Source organism: Nocardioides pini, from assembly GCF_026712185.1.
Classification (GTDB): Bacteria; Actinomycetota; Actinomycetes; order Propionibacteriales; family Nocardioidaceae; genus Nocardioides; species Nocardioides pini.
Genome location: NZ_JAPPUX010000003.1, coordinates 464,015 through 481,068 on the forward strand (window position 1 = coordinate 464,015; position 17,054 = coordinate 481,068).

A 17,054-nucleotide genomic window follows, 5' to 3' on the forward strand; every position below is an offset into this window, starting at 1 on the left:
TGGGCATGTCCGGAGCGCCAGAGCCCGTCGCGGCCATCGACTGCGGCACGAACTCGATCAAGGTCCTCGTCGGCACCCGGCGCGAGGACGGCCGGCTCGACGTGGCGCTGCGCGACTCCCGCGTCGTACGCCTCGGGCAGGACGTCGACCGCACCGGCGTGCTGGCCGAGGAGGCGCTGCAGCGCACGTTCGCGGCGATCGACGAGCTCGCCGCGGTGATCCGCGACCACGACGTCGCACCGGAGCGGGTCCGCTTCTGTGCCACGTCGGCGACCCGCGACGCGAGCAACGCGGCTGTCTTCGCCGACGGCGTGCGGCAGCGCCTCGGCGTCGAGCCCGAGGTGCTCTCCGGCGACGAGGAGGCCGCGCTGGTGTACGCCGGCGCGATGGCCGCCCAGGTCCCGCTGCCGCCCGAGCCGGTGCTCGTCGTCGACATCGGCGGCGGGTCGACCGAGCTGGTGCTCGGGCAGGGCGACCGGCGACGGGCGGTGTCGATGGACATCGGGTCCGTCCGCCTCCACGAGCGCCACCTCCACGCCGACCCGCCCACCGTCGAGCAGCTGGCGGCGTGCGTGGCCGACATCGACCGGCACCTCGACGACTGCGGCGTCCCGCTCGACCTCGCCCGGACCGTCATCGGCACCTCCGGCACCGTCAAGACCATCGCGTGCGGGGTGCTCGGACTGCCCTCCTACGACCGCGAGGCCTTCGACCGAGCCGTGCTGCCCAACGCCGCCACCGCCTCGTTCGTCGACGACCTGCTCGCCATGACGGTCGAGGAGCGGCGGGCGCTGCCCTACATGCACCCCGGCCGCGCGGACGTCATCGGCGCGGGCGGCCTCATCTGGGGCCGCATCCTCGACCGGGTGCCGGTGATCGAGCACGTCGTCTCCGAGGCCGACATCCTGCACGGCATGGCCGCCGCGATCGCCCGATGAGCGAGCCGACCCTCCTCCCGCACCCGGTGGTGGGCGGCGCCTTCACGAGCCCGGTCGCCCCCGGCGCCGGCTGGCCCGACGACCCGGCCGCCCCGGACACCCCCGTCGCGCGTGACGCCGACGACGTACGACGTCTCGCGCCCGACGTGCCGCTGGCCGAGCTCGACGCCCGGGTGAGCGTGTGCTCGGCGTGCCCCCGCCTGGTGGCCTGGCGCGAGGGGGTCGCGGTCGACAAGCGGGCGTCGTTCGCGGACCAGCCGTACTGGGGCCGCCCGATCCCCGGCTGGGGCGACCCCGAGCCCTCCCTGCTCATCGTCGGCCTGGCGCCGGCCGCCAACGGCGGCAACCGCACCGGCCGGATCTTCACCGGCGACCCGAGCGCGGACTGGCTCTTCGCCAGCCTCCACCGCACCGGGTGGGCGGTCCAGGAGACCAGCCACCATGCCGGCGACGGCCAGCGCCTCGTCGACGCGCGGATGGTGGCGACCGTGCGCTGCGCGCCCCCTGACAACAAGCCCACCGCGGTCGAGCGCGACACCTGCGCGCCGTGGATCGCGGCCGAGCTGGCGCTGCTGCCGACCGTGCGGGTCGTCGTCGCGCTCGGGGCGTTCGGGTGGGACGGCGCCGTCCGCTCGCTGGTCGCCGCGGGGGCGCCCGCACCGCCGGCGCGACCGAGGTTCGGCCACGGCGCCGAGGTCTCCCTTGGCGGCGTCACGCTGGTCGGCTGCTACCACCCCTCGCCCCACAACACCTACACCCGTCGGCTGACGCGGGAGATGACGGACGAGGTCTTCGAGCGCGCGAGGGCGCTGACAGAATGAGTCGGTGACCCTCCACGCCATCACCGTCCTCGGCCACGACCGTCCCGGCATCATCGCCGAGACCACCGACAAGATCGCCGGGCTGGGCCTCAACCTCGAGGACTCGACGATGACCCTGCTGCGCGGCCACTTCGCGATGATGCTCGTGTGCGAGGGTCCGGCGGACGACGCCGAGATCGAGCAGGCCCTGGCGCCGCTCACCGCCGACGGCAGCCTCACCGTCACCGTGCGCGAGGTGCCCGCCGAGCGGGCAGAGGCCGGCGACGGCTCGTCGTGGGTGCTGTCGGTCCACGGCGGCGACCGGCCCGGCATCGTGTCCGCCGTCGTCGCGGTGATCGCCGGCGTCGGCGGCAACATCACCGACCTCACCACCCGCCTGGCCAGTGACTTCTACCTGCTCGTCGCCGAGGTGGACCTGCCGTCCGGGACCGACGTGGCCGCCGTCGAGAGCGAGCTGTCCCGCGTCGCCGCCGACCTCGGGGTGGGCGTGACGCTCCGCGCCGCCGAGACCGACGAGCTCTGAGCGCCTCCACGATGAGCGTCAACACCCGGGTCCTGGAGTGGACCGAGACCGACCTCGGCGTGGCCGGGGAGCAGCGGGAGGTCGTCCGCGCCCCCGCCTCCGTCCTCGCGACGCCCGGCGAGCGGGTCGACCCGACCTCGCCCGACGTCGTCCGCCTCGCCGCCGACCTCGTCGCCACCATGCGGGTGTCTCCCGGTTGCGTGGGACTCGCCGCGCCCCAGGTCGGGGTGGGTGCCAAGGTGTTCTGCGTCGACGTCTCCGAGCACCCGAAGACCCGCGAGCACCACGGCACGTTCGTGCTGTGCAACGCCGAGGTCGTCTCCGGCAGCCGCAACGAGAAGGCGCGCGAGGGCTGCATGTCCGTCCCCGACCTCACCGGCGACGTCAAGCGCCCCAGCCGCATCGTCGTACGCGGCCAGCTCCCCGGCACCGGCGAGGAGGTCGAGCTCGAGGCCGAGGCGTTCGAGGCGCGGGCGCTGCAGCACGAGATCGACCACTGCGACGGCCTGCTCTTCCTCGACCGCGCGGCCGGCGCGCACGCCGTCTACGCTCGCAAGACGTACCTCTGACCTGGCTCTCAGGTCGCCGCCCCGGTATCCCAACCGGTAGAGGAAGCGGTCTTAAAAACCGCACAGTCTGGGTTCGAACCCCAGCCGGGGCACTCACGAGCAAGGGGGCGACGATGCGCGTACGACGACTGGCCGGGGCCGCGGTCCTGGTGGTGGCGGCCTTCCCGCCCGGGCCGGCGAGCGGCCACGCGGCCGCGGCCGCCACGTGTGACGGGCTCGCGGCGACCGTCGTGGGGACGGACCGGGACGACGAGCTCGTCGGCACGCCCGGGAACGACGTGATCGCCGGCCTCGGCGGCCAGGACACCCTCGACGGCGCCGGCGGCGACGACGTCCTCTGCGGCGACGGGGGCGCCGACGTCGTGGTCGGCGGCCCGGGCTCGGACCGGCTCTTCGGGGGCGACAACGGGCTGGTCCCGCAGTTCGAGGATGCGCCCGAGCCCGCCGGCGACACCCTCGCACCCGGACCCGGGGACGATCTCCTCGACCTCGGCGCCAACACCGTCGCGGGCGACGACAACCCGGCCGACACCATCGACCTGACCGACGCGGCCGCGGGCGTGACGCTGGACCTCGTCGCCGGCACGGCGGTCGGCGAGGGCACGGACGTCGTGGTCGTGCCGCCACCCGCGGTCCCCGACGGGCCGGTCGTCGAGGTCCTCGGGTCGGCCCACGCCGACCGCATCCTCGGCACCGAGGGCGACGACCACCTCGTCGGCCAGGGCGGAGGCGACTGGATCGAGGGCCGCGGCGGGGACGACCTGGTCATGAACGCGTGGGACGAGTACTCCCCGGCTCCCGGTGAGGACGCCGACGACCACTTCGACGGCGGACCGGGCGCGGACTTCGTCGACTCGACGGGTGGCGCGGACACGCTGCTCGGTGGCGCGGGCGCGGACCACGTGCGCAAGGAGGGCGGGCCGACGACGATCGACGCCGGGCCGGGGCGCGACGAGGTCGACGTCTACCTGTCGGGAGGGCGCCACACCGTCAGCGGCGGCGCCGGTCGCGACCACGTCTCGCTCGCCGTGCTCCGAAGCTTCCGCCGCACGCGCGGCGTGCTCGACCACCGCGAGGAGCTGTTCCGCGTGCGCCACACCGACGGCCGTCGCACCCGGGCCGTCGTGACGTCGGCCGAACAGGTCACCATGCCGCACAACGCCGGGCGGTGGACCTACCTCGGCACGCCGGGGGACGACCGCGTCGGCGGCGGGGCGGCGTACACCGCGCGGGGCCGCGGGGGTGACGACGTCCTCATCGGGTCCGCCCGGGACGACGTGCTGCTGGGCGGCGGGGGCCGCGACCGGGTCGTCGGGGGCCGCGGGGAGGACCGCTGTCGCGGTGAGGAGCTGGTCGGCTGCGAGGTGCCGCGTGCATCCTGAGAAGTTCCTGTGACGGGAACAGCGCACCCGGCGCCCACGTTTGAAGAGGTGTCACCCCGGCTAGAGTGAGGTGACACGACAGGCGCCGTCACCGCGACGGCGTCGACCCTCCGGAACCTCCGGAGGCGGCCTCCAAGGAGAGACCATGAAAAGCAACAACCCCGTCTTCGCCCGTTCCGAGGAGTTCAACCGAACCTCCTCCAACGCCTACGGCAACCAGACCTACCCCGGCGGCGGCTCGTCCTACCCCGGCTACGGCGAGGCCGGCACCGACCCCTCGACCTGGGGCACCGGTTCGCCCACCCAGGTGGACCAGGGCCGGATGACGGTCGACTCGGTGGTCCAGAAGACAGCCATCTCGGTCGCCCTCGTCTTCGTCGCCGCGTTCGCCACCTGGTGGTACGTCGGTGACGTCTCGACCAGCGCCGACCTCGGACAGGTCTACCTGCTGTCCATGCTCGGTGCCGGTGGCGCCTTCCTGCTCTCGCTGGTCAACTCGTTCAAGCGGGTCATCAGCCCGGCCCTGGTGATGGCGTTCGCGCTCGCCGAGGGCGTGGCGCTCGGTGCGATCAGCGCGCTGTTCGAGGCGCAGTACCCCGGCATCGTGATGAGCGCGGTCCTCGGCACCTTCGCCGCCTTCATCGGCACGCTGGCGGTCTACAAATTCCTCGACATCAAGGTGGGCGACAAGTTCCGCCGCGGCGTCATCGCCGGCATGTTCGGCATGGTGGGCCTCGGCCTGCTGTCGCTGGTGCTGAGCCTCTTCGGCATCCAGTCGCCGCTCTACGGCAGCGGCCCGATCGGCTTTCTCTTCGCGCTGGCCGGCCTGGTGCTCGGTGTCTTCATGCTGATCCTCGACTTCGACTTCGTGGAGAACGGCGTCGCCGCCGGCCTCCCCGAGCGCGAGTCGTGGCGCGCGGCCTTCGGCCTCACCGTCAGCCTGGTCTGGATCTACACCAACCTGCTCCGCATCCTCGCGATCATGCGTGGCGACTGATCCACTGACCCGCTGATCCACTCCGCCGGCCCGCTCGAGCTCAGCTCGGGCGGGCCGTCGGCATTCTCGGGGAGCGGTGGCCCACCCACATTCTGTGGGCCGGGAATGTGGCTCAGGCACCGCCGGCGGGAGCCGAGTCGGCCACCGCGCCCCCGACACCGTCCTCGTGCTCGTCGGGCGACTCGGCGTCAGTGGAGGGACGGCGCCGGCGGTGGCGGAGCTCGACCCAGCGGCCGCGGAGGCCGCGCTGGGTGCCGCCGACCTCGGTGCCGTCGACCTCGGTGCCGGGCGTGCGAGCGGCGCGCACGGCCGCGGCCGCGACCGGGAGGATGCCCTCGCGGCGGCGCGGCTCGGGCAGCGCCTCGTCCTCGGGCAGCAGCTCGAGGGCCGCGAGGCAGGAGGGGACGAGCACCGACGCGAGCTGCTTGTAGCCGTCGGCCGAGGGGTGGAAGCGGTCCGGCCCGAAGAGCACGGACGGGGCGGCGTCGAACTCGGGGCCGAGGATGTCGCCGAGGGAGACCGACCGGCCGCCGTTCTCGACGACGGTGATGGTCTGGGCGGCCGCCAGCCGGCGCGACCACTCGCGCGCGACCTGCTTGAGCGGCTGCGGGATGGGCCGGACCGTGCCGAGGTCGGGGCACGTGCCGACGACGACCTGCACGCCCGCCTCGCGCAGGCGTCGTACGCCCTCGGCGAGGTGTCGCACCGACGCTGAGGGCAGCACGCTGTGGGTGACGTCGTTGGCGCCGATGATCACCACCGCGAGGTCGGGGTGGGTGGCGAGGGCGGAGTCGACCTGGTCGGCCAGCGCGCTCGACTGGGCACCCACGACCGCGAAGGACCGCAGGTGCACCCGCCGGTCGGCCTGGGCGGCGACGCCCGTGGCGAGGTGCGCGCCCGTGGTGTCCTCGACGCGCTCCACGCCGTAGCCGGCCGCGCCGGAGTCACCGAGCAGGGCGATGCGGATCGCCGGTCCCGGCCGCCCGCGGCCGTACCAGCCGGTCGCCTGCGGGGGTACGTCGTTCGCGTTGCCGATGAGCCGCCGCGCGATCTTCGCCTCCGCGACCAGGACCCCGTAGAGCCCGGCGCCGAGCACGGACAGCCCGCCGCCGCCCAGGGCCGCGGCCGATGCCAGCTTGCGTGCTGCTCCTGTTGCCCCCACGCCTCGATGCTACGCAACCGGCAGTGACGGCTACGGACGAGTAGACGGCTAGATTGGCCGCGTGCAGTACGTGAACTCGCTCCTCGACCTGATCGGCAACACCCCGCTCGTCCGGCTCGGCCGGACCCTCGACCTCCCCGACGGTGGCGCCGAGGCGCCGCTGGTGCTGGCGAAGGTGGAGTACCTGAACCCCGGCGGGTCGGTGAAGGACCGCATCGCCAGTCGCATGATCGACGCCGCGGAGGCGTCGGGCGAGCTGCAGCCCGGCGGCACGATCGTCGAGCCGACCTCCGGCAACACCGGCGTCGGGCTGGCGATGGTGGCCCAGCAGAGGGGCTACACGTGCGTCTTCGTCTGCCCCGACAAGGTCAGCGAGGACAAGCGCAACGTGCTGAAGGCCTACGGCGCCGAGGTGGTGGTCTGCCCGACCGCCGTCGCGCCGGAGCACCCGGACTCCTACTACAACGTCAGCGACCGCCTCGCCTCGCAGCCGGGCGCGTGGAAGCCCGACCAGTACTCCAACCCCCACAACCCCCGCTCCCACTACGAGACCACCGGTCCGGAGATCTGGGAGCAGACGGAGGGGAAGATCACCCACTTCGTCACGGGCATGGGCACCGGCGGCACGATCAGCGGCGTGGGGCGCTACCTCAAGGAGCAGAACCCCGACATCCAGGTCATCGGCGCCGACCCGGCAGGCTCGGTCTACTCCGGCGGCACCGGCCGCCCCTACCTCGTCGAGGGCGTCGGCGAGGACTTCTGGCCCGAGACCTACGACCGGTCCGTCGCCGACCGCGTCATCGAGGTCTCCGACGCCGACTCCTTCGCCTTCACCCGCCGCCTCGCGCGCGAGGAGGCGATGCTGGTCGGGGGCTCCGCCGGCATGGCGGCCTTCGCCGCCCGGCAGGTCGCCCACGAGCTCGCGGCCGAGGGCCGCTCCGACGCGGTCGTCGTCGTCCTGCTGCCCGACTCCGGTCGCGGCTACCTCACCAAGGTCTTCAACGACGACTGGCTCGCCCAGTACGGCTTCGCCACCGGTGCCGAGGCCGACCACCGCACCGTCGGCGAGGTGCTGCGCGGCAAGACCGGCGGGCTGCCCGACCTGGTGCACACCCACCCCGGCGAGACGATCGCCGAGGCCGTCCACATCCTCCAGGAGTACGGCGTCAGCCAGATGCCGGTCGTCCGCGCCGAGCCGCCGATCGTGGCTGCGGAGGTCGCCGGGTCGGTGTCGGAGCGCACGCTCCTCGACGCCCTCTTCGCCGGCCGCGCCAAGATGACCGACCGGGTCGAGGACCACATGTCCGAGGCCCTGCCGACCATCGGCTCGACCGAGGCCGCGGCCGACGCGGTGTCGCTGCTCGAGCACGCCGACGCGGTGCTGGTCCACGAGGACGGCAAGCCCATCGGCGTGCTGACCCGGCAGGACCTGCTCACCTTCGTGGCCGCCTCGTGAGGCGGCGCACCACGCGCCTGACCACGCGAGTGGCCACGGGCCTGGTCGCCGTCGTCTGCCTCGGCGTCCTCGGGGCGTGCGGCGACGACGACGTCAGCACCGGCACGGACCCGGTCGAGGTGGAGGTCGGCAAGGCCTTCACCTGGAACGGCTTCAGTGTCGAGGACGGCTGGGAGCTGAACGGCATCAAGCGCTCGGCCGGGCTCGAGGAGGTCACGACGCCCGAGGTGAAGGGCACGATCAAGAACACCTCCGACGAGGAGCGGGCCGCGCTCTTCGAGATGGTGTTCTCCACGGACGGGTCGCCGGTCGCGACGCTCAGCTGCTCGGCACCCACGATGGTGACCGACCAGTCCCAGCAGTTCATCTGTCCCGGTCTCAGCGCCACCATGCCGGAGGACTACGACGCAGTGGTCGTCCAGGAGTTCCGCCGCGACACGTCCTCCAGCTGAGGTGATGCCCGGACATGGGTGACCTCTCGGGCGAGGTCGTCGTCTTCCTCGTGCTGGCGGCGCTGGCCGCGGGCTTCGTCGACGCGGTGGTCGGCGGGGGCGGGCTGATCCAGCTCCCCGCCCTGCTGCTGGGGCTGCCCGGCGCGTCGGTCGTGCAGATCGCGGCGACCAACAAGCTGGCGTCGTTCTGCGGCACCTCCATCAGTGCGGCGACGTACGTCCGGCGCATCCGCCCGGACCCGCGCACGTTCCTGCCGCTGATGCTCGCCGCCGGCCTCGGGTCGGCCGGTGGCGCCCTCGTCGCCTCGATGCTGCCGCGCAGCGCCTTCGACCCGATCATCCTGGTCGTGATGGTGCTCGTCGGCAGCTACGTGTGGTTCAAGCCCAGCGTCGGCCAGCTCACCAACCTCCGCTTCCAGGGCGGCAAGCACCTCACCGCCGTGGTGCTCACCGGGCTCACCATCGGGTTCTACGACGGTGCGATCGGGCCGGGCACGGGATCGTTCTTCGTCTTCGCCTTGGTCGGCCTGCTGGGCTACAACTTCCTCGAGGCCTCCGCCAAGGCCAAGCTGGCCAACTGGGCGACCAACCTCGCGGCGCTGGCGATCTTCGTGCCGCAGGGGGCGGTGATCTGGCAGCTGGCCCTGCCGATGGCCGCGGCCAACATCACGGGCGGCTACCTCGGCGCCCGGCTCGCCGTCGCGCGCGGTGCCGGATTCGTGCGGGTGTTCTTCCTCGTCGTCGTCTCCGCGTTCGTCGTGCGGCTCGGCGGCGGCCTCCTCGGCTGGTGGTGACGGTAGCCTCCACACCGTGGGAGCGGTCTCGGCAGTCGACGGGTTCCAGCGGCGCCAGCCGTGGCTCGGCTTCCCGATCGCGGTCGTCTACAAGTACTTCGACGACCAGGGTCCCTACCTCGCGGCCGCGCTGACCTACTACGCCTTCGTCGCGATCTTCCCGCTGATGCTGCTCGGCACCTCGATCCTGGGCCTCTTCCTGCGCGGGGAGCCGCAGTGGCAGGAGAGCATCCTCAACTCCGCGCTCTCGCAGTTCCCGATCATCGGCGACGAGCTCGGCCGCCCCGAGGGCCTGCAGGGCTCGGTGTCCGGTGTCGTCTTCGGTGCGCTCGTCGCCCTCTACGGTGCGATGGGGCTCGGCCAGGCGCTGCAGAACACCCAGCACGTCGCGTGGTCGGTGCCGCGCAACAGCCGACCGAACCCGCTGAAGGCGCGCGGCAAGACGCTGCTGCTGCTCGTGACGGCCGGGATGTCGCTGCTCGCCGTCACGGTCGTCTCGACGGTCGCCAGCACCACCGACGTGTTCACCGAGCTGATCGGCGGCGGGCTCAAGGCAGTGCTGCCGGTGCTCACCGTGCTGGTCGTCGGCACCGGCCTGACCTACCTCTTCCGCCTCGCCGCGACCGGCCAGCACTCGTTCCTGCGGGCGGCGCCGGGCGGGTTCACCCTCGCCGTGATGTGGCAGGTGCTCCAGATCGGTGGCGCGGCCTACGTCGACCGGGTGCTGGTGAACACGTCGTCGATGACCAAGACCTTCGGGCTCGTGCTCGGTCTGGTCGGCTTCCTCTACATCGGCGCCGTCATGGCGGTGCTGGCCACCGAGATCAACGTGGTGCTGTCGCGACGGCTGTGGCCGCGGGCGCTGCTGACGCCGTTCACCGACAACGTGCGGCTGACCGACGCCGACCGCAGGGCCTACGCGCTCTACGCCCGCATGCAGCGGCACAAGGGTTTCGAGGAGGTCGTGGTGCGCTGGGACCCCGGCCCCGCCGAGCGCCCGAGCCGGCCCCCGGACGAGCCCGAGGAGGAGCCCCCGGCGGATCTCCCGGCGGATCGTCCGGCCGAGCGCCCGGGCGAGTCCGCGGACGAGCGGTCGCAGCGCCCGGCGTGACGTCGTACGTCACCGTCGCGCGCGACGCGACCGCCGAGGTCGAGGACCGCGGGTCGCGCTTCCTCTGCACGCTGCGTCGCGTCGCCACCGAGGCCGAGGCCCGCGCTCTCGTCGCCGACCTGCGACGGCAGCACCACGACGCCCGGCACCACTGCTCGGCCTTCGTGCTGGGCCCCGACGGTGCGGTGCAGCGCTCGTCGGACGACGGTGAGCCGGCGGGCACCGCGGGCGCACCGATGCTCGAGGTGCTGCGCGGTGCCGGGCTCAGCGACGTCGCCGCCGTCGTCACCCGCTGGTTCGGCGGCACGCTGCTGGGGGCCGGTGGCCTGGTGCGGGCCTACGGCGACGCGGTGCGCGGCGCGGTGGCCGATGCCGGGGTGCTGCGCCGCTCGCTGCTCACCGAGCTGGCCGTGGACCTCGACCACGCGGAGGCGGGCCGCGTCGAGGGCGAGCTGCGCTCGCGCGGGGTGGTCGTGCTCGACGTGGCGTACGACGCGCGGGTGCGGCTGCTGCTCGCCGCCCCGCCGGACGGGGTGGAGCGGCTGGACGCGCTCGTCGCCGCGGCGACCGGTGGTCGCTCGCTCGCCGTCGCGGTGGGCGAGCGCTGGGTCGACGTCACCGACTGACCCCGTCCACCTCGCCGTCCACGTAGGCCCACCGGCCGGCACGTCGCTCGAAGCGGCTCACCTCGTGCATCGCGCCGCCCTCCCAGCTCGCGACGAACTCGACGGTGTCGCCCTCGGCGGCCACGACCCGCAGCCCGGTCCACAGGGTGCCCGGGTCGGGGCGCACGTCGTCGGGCCGCGTGCGCGGGTGCCAGGTGCGGAAGAGGTGGTCGGCGTCGCCGGTGACGAAGGCGGTGTAGCGCGAGCGCATCAGCTGCTCCGGCGTGGAGGCCTGCGCCACGTTGGCGAGCAGCGGGCCGCAGCACGCGTCGTACGCCTCTCCGGTCCCGCACGGGCAGGGGGTGGTCAGCACGGGGGAGACGATACTGGCCAGATTTGTGTTGCGGTGTAATCATGTAATGCATGAAGAACGATGAGAGCCGTCGCGGTCGCCGCGGCGGGTGGCAGGTCGCCGACCTGCCGGACGCCTCCGACGCGTCCGAGTGGTTCCACGGGCGGTTGCCCGAGGCATGGTTCAGCGCGGTCGACGTCACCGTCGACCGCGAGGAGATCCTGGTCGTCGGCACGCTCGCCGGCACCGACGACGTCAGTGGGGCCGAGGCGGAGGGCCGCATCGGCCGCTTCCGGTCCGAGACCAAGGCCGAGCGCATCGAGATCGCCCTCGAGGCGCAGGCCCGCTACCAGCGCAAGGTGTCGTGGGGGGTGCGCCTCGGCGAGACGGAGGCGCTGTTCACCCATGTCGCCGCACCGGTCATGACCCGGCTGCGCCAGCCCGAGCGGCGCGTGCTCGACACGCTCGTCGACGCCGGCGTCGCCCGGTCCCGCTCCGACGCCCTGGCGTGGTCGGTGCGGCTGGTCGGCCAGCACGCCGACGAGTGGCTGGGCCAGCTGCGCGACGCCATGGCGGAGGTCGACAAGCTCCGCGGTGAGGGCCCGTCCCTCTGACCCGACCGGTCGATCGGACCGAACGGTCAGTGCGTCGTCGCGCACGAGCGTGACGGGCGGCGTACGAAAGTCGTTCGGTCCGATCGACGGACCTCCGATACGGTCCGCGCCATGACGATCGAGCGGCCCGAGCCGGCCTTCAGCAACGACGAGGTCGGGATGCTCCGCTCGTTCCTCGACCACTACCGGGCGACCGTCCGGCTGCAGGCGAGCGGGCTCACGGACGAGCAGCTCGACCAGCCACTCCCGCCCAGCGACCTGACGCTGGGCGGGATGCTGAAGCACCTCGCCTTCGTGGAGGACTACTGGTTCTCCTACAACCTCGCGGCCCACGAGCCCGCACCGCCGTGGGACACCGCGCCGTGGGCAGAGGACGGTGACTGGGACTGGCACAGCGCCGCGGGTCAGCCCCACGCCGAGCTCGACGCGATGCTCGCCGCCGCGATCGAGCGGTCCGACGCGTGCCTCGACGCGGCGCTCGCCGAGGACCCGGACCTCGGCCGACGCGTCGCCCGGCCGCGGCCGCCCGAGAAGGGCGAGACCGCCACGATCCGGTGGGTGCTGGTCCACATGGTCGAGGAGTACGCCCGCCACGCCGGGCACGCCGACCTCATCCGTCAGTCCATCGACGGCGCGACCGACGTCTGAGCGTCCGTGCGACGGGTCGGTCCTCCTGGTCGCTCGTCCGGTCAGGCGTCCTGGTGCAGGCAGAGCACGTTGCCGTCGGGGTCCTTGAACCACGCCGCCTTCTCGGAGCCCAGGACGCAGACGTGGTCGACGGTCTTCAGGTCCGGGAGGTCGTAGTCCTCGAAGACGACGCCGCGTCGCTCGAGGTCGTCGATCTCGGCGGTGATGTCGTCGACCTCGAAGCTCATCGCGGTGCTCTCCGAGGGGCGGCTGTCGGGGCGGGGGAGCAGGACGAGCGAGGAGCCGCCGTCCAGGGCGTACAACGCGCTGCCCTCGTCGTTGGTGCCGGTGTAGTCGAGCCCGAGGGACTCGGTGTAGAACGTGCGGGCGCGGTCGATGTCGGTGACCGGCATCATCATCGCGACCGTGCGGTGCGTGAGGGACATGGAGCGCCTCCTTCTGTGCTGGTCACCCCCAGTGTGCGCCCGCGCGGGCGCCGTCGGGAGACTGCTCCAGACCGGTCGGACGAGGAGGAGCACACGATGGGCATCAGGGTCGCCACGGAGGCGGACTGGGCTGCGATCTGGCCGTTCTGGCGCGACATCGTCGAGGCCGGCGAGACCTACGCCTACCCGCTCGGAGCGACGTCCGAGCAGGCCCGCGGCTGGTGGTTCGACGGCAGCCGGGTGACGGTCCTCGAGGAGGACGGCACCGTGCTCGGCTCCGCCAAGATGGGCGCCAACCGTCCCGGCCGCGGTGCCCACGTCGGCACCGCGTCGTTCATGGTCGCCCCGGCCGCCCGCGGTCGCGGCGTCGGCCGTCGCCTGGCCGAGGAGATGGTGGCGTGGCACCGCGAGGCGGGGTTCGCCGGCATCCAGTTCAACGCCGTCGTCGAGACCAACACCGCCGCGGTGCGCCTGTGGCAGGACCTCGGCTTCACGGTCGTCGGCACGGTGCCCGGCGCGTTCGAGAGCACCCGGCACGGCCGGGTCGGCCTGCACGTGATGTACCTCGACCTGGGGTGATGGCGGGTCGGAGCGAGCGCGCACGGGTGCGCGTCTGGTGGAATGGGCCCATGGGCGAGCCGATCCGCGTGTACCTCCTCGACGACCACGACGTCGTGCGTGAGGGACTCACGTTCCTGCTCGAGCAGCAGGACGACATCGTCGTCGTGGGCCAGTCCGCGTCCGCGACCGAGGCGACCGCACGCATCCCGGCCCTGCGGCCGGACGTCGCCGTGCTCGACGCGCGGCTGCCCGACGGCTCGGGCATCGAGGTGTGCCGCGCCGTGCGGGCCGTCGACCCCACGATCAACGCGCTCATCCTGACGTCGTACGACGACGACGAGGCGTTGTTCGCCGCGATCATGGCCGGCGCCTCGGGCTACGTGCTCAAGGAGATCCGCAGCTCCGACCTGGTCACCGCGGTGCGCCACGTCGCGGCCGGCAAGTCGCTCATCGACCCGGCGATGACGGCGACCGTGCTGGAGCGGATCCGCAAGGGCCCGGAGACGCCGGACGAGCTGGCCTCGCTGACCGACCAGGAGCGGATCCTGCTCGGCCACATCGCCGAGGGACTGACCAACCGGCAGATCGCCGAGCAGATGTTCCTGGCCGAGAAGACGGTCAAGAACTACGTCTCCAGCATCCTCGCCAAGCTCGGGCTCGAGCGCCGCACCCAGGCGGCCGTGCTGGCCTCCAAGCTCCTCGGCCGGGCGCCTCGCTGAGGTCCCCCCGCGGTCGGGACCTTGGTCCCGGGACGCGGGGACCGGCGGCCCTGATGACCCGGTGCGGGCAGCGGGACTCTGGTGGTGACCCAGCAACCCACTACCCCGAGGAGGAGATGACGATGAACGTCATCCACCGCCAGCACCACATCACCACCGAGGGCGTCACCACCTCGGAGACCGAGGAGGTCCACAACGTCGGCCTCGCTCGCGCCCTCGCCGCCCTGCGGATCGCCTTCGGATTCACCTTCCTGTGGGCGTTCCTCGACAAGACCTTCGCCCTGGGCTTCAGCACCGGCGCGCAGTTCGCCGAAGACGGCTCCCGGGCAGGGGTCGACTTCATGGCCAAGGACGCCGCCTGGCTCAACGGCGGCAGCCCGACCGAGGGCTTCCTCACCTTCGGCGTCCCCGCGGACAACCCCTTCCACGGGTTCTTCAACTCCCTCGCCGGTCAGGCCTGGGTCGACTGGCTCTTCATGGCCGGCCTCCTCGGCATCGGCGTGACCCTCCTCCTGGGGGTCGGGATGCGGATCGGCACGGCGGCAGGCGCGCTCATGTACGCCTTCATGTACGCCGCGGTGCTGCCGCTGGAGAACAACCCGGTCGTCGACGACCACCTCATCGGCATCATCTCGATGGTCGTCCTCGCCCTCGGCGCGGCCGGCACCACGTGGGGGCTGGGTCGCTGGTGGAACCGCACGAGCCTGGTACGGAAGTACCCCGTCCTGCGATGACACCAGTCCCTCACCGGACCCGGCGCCTCCCCCGGCGCCGGGTCCTCTGGCGTGTGGGCCCTCTCGCGTGGGGTCAGTGCAGCGGGACGCGCCACACGAGCAGCGTCCCGCGCTCGCCGACCTGGGTGACCTCGAGCGTCCCGCCGAGGTCGTCGGCACGCCGGCGGGCGTTGCGCAGCCCGCTCTCGGAGACCTCGGCGGGCAGGCCGACCCCGTCGTCGGCGACCCGGAGCTCGAGCCGGTCACCGGCCACGACGACGTCGACCTCGGCAGCGTCGGCGAGCGCGTGGCGGGCGACGTTGGACACCGCCTCCCGCAGCACCGCGAGCAGCTGCGCGCCGAGCACCTGCGACACCGCGGTGTCCACGGGTCCGGACGTGCGCACGACGGGCGTGAAGCCCAGCACCGGGACGTACTCCTTGACGAGCTTGCGGACGGCCGCGCGCAGTGAGTCCCCGCGTCGGTCCTGCAGCTCGAAGACCGTGCCCCGGATCGCCTTGATCGTGTCGTCGAGGTCGGCCACGGACTTGTCCAGCCGCTCGGAGATCGCGCTGCCGCCGGTCATCGCGGCGACCCCCTGGAGCTGCAGCCCCGTGGCGAACAGTCGCTGGATCACGATGTCGTGGAGGTCGCGCGCGATGCGTTCGCGGTCGGAGATCAGCGCCAGCTCCTGGCGGTCGGCGAGCGCCTGGGTGCGGTCGAGGGACAGCGCCAGCTGGTCGGCGAAGCCGGTGAACAGGTCGCGCTCCTCGACGTCGAGCAGCCCCGACCCGGGCTGGGCGACCGCGACGAGGGCGGTGACGGGCGCGAGGTGCGAGCGCAGGGGAACGACGAGGGCGACGCCGTCCTCGCCACCGGCGGCCGTCGTGACGGCCGTGCCACCGGTGGCCGGGTCGAAGCCTGCCCGGGCCTCGTCCAGCAGGGTGGTCACCCGTTCGTCGTCGGCGGCGAGGTCGGGGGCGAGGCTGACCGTGTCGTGCTCGGGGCCGAGCGAGGACCACAGCGCCACGGCGCGTGCCCGGGCGACCTGGCGGGCGGTGGAGACGATCTGGGGCAGGACGGCCTCGAGGTCGACCGGCGGCTGCAGCACCTCGGCGAGCTCGGCCGAGGCCTCGAGCCACTGCCGCCGGCGCTCGCTGAGCGCGAAGGAGCGGGCGTTGCTGATGACGTAGCCGGCGGTGCGGGCGAGCTCCTCGACCAGCTGCTCGTCGGCGTCGCTGAACGGGCCGCCGTCGGCCTTCTCGGTGAGGTACAGGTTGCCGAAGACCGTCCCGCGGATCCGCACCGGCATCCCGAGGAACGACGTCATGGGCGGGTGGTTCGGCGGGAAGCCGACCGACGCCGGGTGGGCGCTCAGGTCGGCGAGCCGCAGCCCGGACGGGTCCTCGATGATCACGCCCAGGATGCCGCGGCCGCGGGGCAGGTCCCCGATGAGCGAGCGGGCGCGCTCGTCGATGCCGGTGGTGACGAACTCGACGAGCTCGCCGTCGTTGCCCAGCACGCCGAGCGCGCCGTACCGGGCACCGGTGAGGGCGGTGGCGGCCTCGACGATCCGCGTCAGCACGCTGGCGAGGTCGAGGTCGCTGGAGATCGCCGTGACGGCCTCGAGCAGTGAGCGGGCGTCGGCGCCGAGGTCGGGTGCAGGGGTCGGGGTCACGCCTACCAGTGTGCCGTCAGGCGAGCCGCCGCACCGGGAGGTGCTCCCACGGGTCCCACCCGCCGCCGAGCTGACGGCCGGTCAGCTCGGTCCACGGGATCCGGACGACGAGGTTGCGCTGCCCGGTCGCCCACGGGTGCGGCTCCCACGACCGCGCGATCTCGGCGAGCTCGTCCTGGTCGTCGACGAAGGTGCCGCGACCACGCACGACGACGCTCCAGCCGCGCTTGAGCTCGTAGTCGAACTGGTCGACCTCGAAGCACAGCTGCGCGCCCCGGCCGTAGGTCCCGAGCAGGCTGTAGGCGGTGGTGCGGATGAGGACCGACTCCCCGTCGAGGGCGTAGTTCACCGGCACGATGTGGGGGCCGGTGGGGGTGCCGACCGCGACGCGGCCCGCGACGCCGGCGCCGAGCAGGCGCGCGCAGTCCTCCCGGGAGAGGTCGTGGCTGGTGTGCATGAGAGCCTCCTTACGGCTGGACTCCCAGCGTCGCTCGGCACGCGCCCCACGTTCAGGGTCGAAGGTCCCGAGAAGGC

General features: G+C 73.0%; 21 protein-coding genes and 1 tRNA gene. 17 read left to right on the forward strand and 5 right to left on the reverse strand.

Features of this window, described 5'->3' with window-relative positions:
- Positions 1 to 5 precede the first annotated feature (5 nt).
- The 7 genes from NYO98_RS11965 (at position 6) to NYO98_RS11995 (ending at position 5,230) form a co-directional block, all read left to right on the forward strand.
- The gene (locus tag NYO98_RS11965) at positions 6 to 938 is read left to right on the forward strand and encodes a Ppx/GppA phosphatase family protein (protein ID WP_268111957.1); all 933 of its coding nucleotides are present in this window, start codon (positions 6 to 8) and stop codon (positions 936 to 938) included.
- Positions 935 to 1,759, forward strand: coding sequence for a uracil-DNA glycosylase (locus tag NYO98_RS11970; protein WP_268111958.1), 825 nt, complete (start codon positions 935 to 937; stop codon positions 1,757 to 1,759). Before NYO98_RS11965 ends, NYO98_RS11970 begins: the two co-directional genes overlap by 4 nt.
- Before the next feature lie 4 nt (positions 1,760 to 1,763).
- A complete protein-coding gene (locus tag NYO98_RS11975; protein WP_268111959.1) occupies positions 1,764 to 2,282 on the forward strand; it encodes a glycine cleavage system protein R in 519 nt (172 codons plus the stop codon).
- An 11-nt stretch (positions 2,283 to 2,293) separates the two neighbouring features.
- Entirely contained in the window at positions 2,294 to 2,851 is a 558-nt protein-coding gene (def, locus tag NYO98_RS11980) for a peptide deformylase (protein ID WP_268111960.1), read from the forward strand.
- Positions 2,852 to 2,869: 18 nt separating this feature from the next.
- Positions 2,870 to 2,943 (forward strand) — tRNA-Leu (locus tag NYO98_RS11985).
- A gap of 21 nt (positions 2,944 to 2,964) precedes the next feature.
- Positions 2,965 to 4,233: a calcium-binding protein gene (locus NYO98_RS11990; protein WP_268111961.1), complete on the forward strand. Its 1,269-nt coding sequence runs from the start codon at positions 2,965 to 2,967 to the stop codon at positions 4,231 to 4,233.
- Between the two features lie 145 nt (positions 4,234 to 4,378).
- The gene (locus NYO98_RS11995) at positions 4,379 to 5,230 is read left to right on the forward strand and encodes a Bax inhibitor-1/YccA family protein (RefSeq protein WP_268111962.1); all 852 of its coding nucleotides are present in this window, start codon (positions 4,379 to 4,381) and stop codon (positions 5,228 to 5,230) included.
- A gap of 112 nt (positions 5,231 to 5,342) precedes the next feature.
- Here the strand turns inward: NYO98_RS11995 and NYO98_RS12000 are convergent, their stop codons facing one another.
- Positions 5,343 to 6,392 (reverse strand): SGNH/GDSL hydrolase family protein, encoded by a 1,050-nt coding sequence (locus tag NYO98_RS12000; RefSeq protein ID WP_268111963.1) that lies wholly within the window; start codon positions 6,390 to 6,392, stop codon positions 5,343 to 5,345.
- A 61-nt stretch (positions 6,393 to 6,453) separates the two neighbouring features.
- Here NYO98_RS12000 and NYO98_RS12005 point away from each other — a divergent pair, with 61 nt between their 5' ends.
- From NYO98_RS12005 to NYO98_RS12025, 5 genes are read left to right on the forward strand one after another with little or no spacing between them, the layout of a single operon-like run.
- Complete coding sequence (locus NYO98_RS12005) at positions 6,454 to 7,848, forward strand: cystathionine beta-synthase (protein ID WP_268111964.1); 1,395 nt, start codon at positions 6,454 to 6,456, stop codon at positions 7,846 to 7,848.
- Positions 7,845 to 8,300, forward strand: coding sequence for a hypothetical protein (locus NYO98_RS12010; protein WP_268111965.1), 456 nt, complete (start codon positions 7,845 to 7,847; stop codon positions 8,298 to 8,300). The genes NYO98_RS12005 and NYO98_RS12010 overlap by 4 nt, the downstream gene beginning before the upstream one ends.
- Positions 8,301 to 8,314: 14 nt before the next feature.
- On the forward strand, positions 8,315 to 9,094 hold the full coding sequence (locus tag NYO98_RS12015; protein WP_268111966.1) for a TSUP family transporter: 780 nt from the start codon (positions 8,315 to 8,317) through the stop codon (positions 9,092 to 9,094).
- A 16-nt stretch (positions 9,095 to 9,110) separates the two neighbouring features.
- Positions 9,111 to 10,205 (forward strand): YihY/virulence factor BrkB family protein, encoded by a 1,095-nt coding sequence (locus tag NYO98_RS12020; protein ID WP_268111967.1) that lies wholly within the window; start codon positions 9,111 to 9,113, stop codon positions 10,203 to 10,205.
- Positions 10,202 to 10,831, forward strand: coding sequence for a YigZ family protein (locus NYO98_RS12025; RefSeq protein ID WP_268111968.1), 630 nt, complete (start codon positions 10,202 to 10,204; stop codon positions 10,829 to 10,831). The genes NYO98_RS12020 and NYO98_RS12025 overlap by 4 nt, the downstream gene beginning before the upstream one ends.
- Here NYO98_RS12025 and NYO98_RS12030 read toward each other — a convergent pair.
- Positions 10,821 to 11,180: a YchJ family protein gene (locus tag NYO98_RS12030; protein ID WP_268112219.1), complete on the reverse strand. Its 360-nt coding sequence runs from the start codon at positions 11,178 to 11,180 to the stop codon at positions 10,821 to 10,823. The two genes, NYO98_RS12025 and NYO98_RS12030, sit on opposite strands and share 11 nt — an antisense overlap.
- Positions 11,181 to 11,233: 53 nt before the next feature.
- On the opposite strand from NYO98_RS12030, the gene NYO98_RS12035 reads away from it, so the two are divergent.
- Complete coding sequence (locus tag NYO98_RS12035) at positions 11,234 to 11,776, forward strand: hypothetical protein (RefSeq protein ID WP_326494435.1); 543 nt, start codon at positions 11,234 to 11,236, stop codon at positions 11,774 to 11,776.
- 111 nt (positions 11,777 to 11,887) lie between these two features.
- Positions 11,888 to 12,424, forward strand: a complete 537-nt coding sequence (locus NYO98_RS12040) for a DinB family protein (protein WP_268111969.1) — start codon at positions 11,888 to 11,890, stop codon at positions 12,422 to 12,424.
- A gap of 41 nt (positions 12,425 to 12,465) precedes the next feature.
- Here the strand turns inward: NYO98_RS12040 and NYO98_RS12045 are convergent, their stop codons facing one another.
- The gene (locus NYO98_RS12045) at positions 12,466 to 12,849 is read right to left on the reverse strand and encodes a VOC family protein (protein ID WP_268111970.1); all 384 of its coding nucleotides are present in this window, start codon (positions 12,847 to 12,849) and stop codon (positions 12,466 to 12,468) included.
- 96 nt (positions 12,850 to 12,945) lie between these two features.
- On the opposite strand from NYO98_RS12045, the gene NYO98_RS12050 reads away from it, so the two are divergent.
- The 3 genes from NYO98_RS12050 to NYO98_RS12060 all read left to right on the forward strand — a co-directional run bounded on the left by NYO98_RS12050 (position 12,946) and on the right by NYO98_RS12060 (position 14,863).
- Entirely contained in the window at positions 12,946 to 13,428 is a 483-nt protein-coding gene (locus tag NYO98_RS12050; RefSeq protein WP_268111971.1) for a GNAT family N-acetyltransferase, read from the forward strand.
- A 50-nt stretch (positions 13,429 to 13,478) separates the two neighbouring features.
- Positions 13,479 to 14,129: a response regulator gene (locus NYO98_RS12055; protein WP_268111972.1), complete on the forward strand. Its 651-nt coding sequence runs from the start codon at positions 13,479 to 13,481 to the stop codon at positions 14,127 to 14,129.
- Positions 14,130 to 14,251: 122 nt separating this feature from the next.
- A complete protein-coding gene (locus NYO98_RS12060; protein WP_268111973.1) occupies positions 14,252 to 14,863 on the forward strand; it encodes a hypothetical protein in 612 nt (203 codons plus the stop codon).
- Between the two features lie 73 nt (positions 14,864 to 14,936).
- Here NYO98_RS12060 and NYO98_RS12065 read toward each other — a convergent pair whose 3' ends face one another.
- Entirely contained in the window at positions 14,937 to 16,520 is a 1,584-nt protein-coding gene (locus tag NYO98_RS12065; RefSeq protein WP_268111974.1) for a GAF domain-containing sensor histidine kinase, read from the reverse strand.
- 16 nt (positions 16,521 to 16,536) lie between these two features.
- Positions 16,537 to 16,977 carry a pyridoxamine 5'-phosphate oxidase family protein gene (locus NYO98_RS12070; protein WP_268111975.1) on the reverse strand — a complete coding sequence of 147 codons (441 nt, stop codon included), beginning with the start codon at positions 16,975 to 16,977 and terminating at the stop codon, positions 16,537 to 16,539.
- Between the last annotated feature and the right edge of the window lie 77 nt (positions 16,978 to 17,054).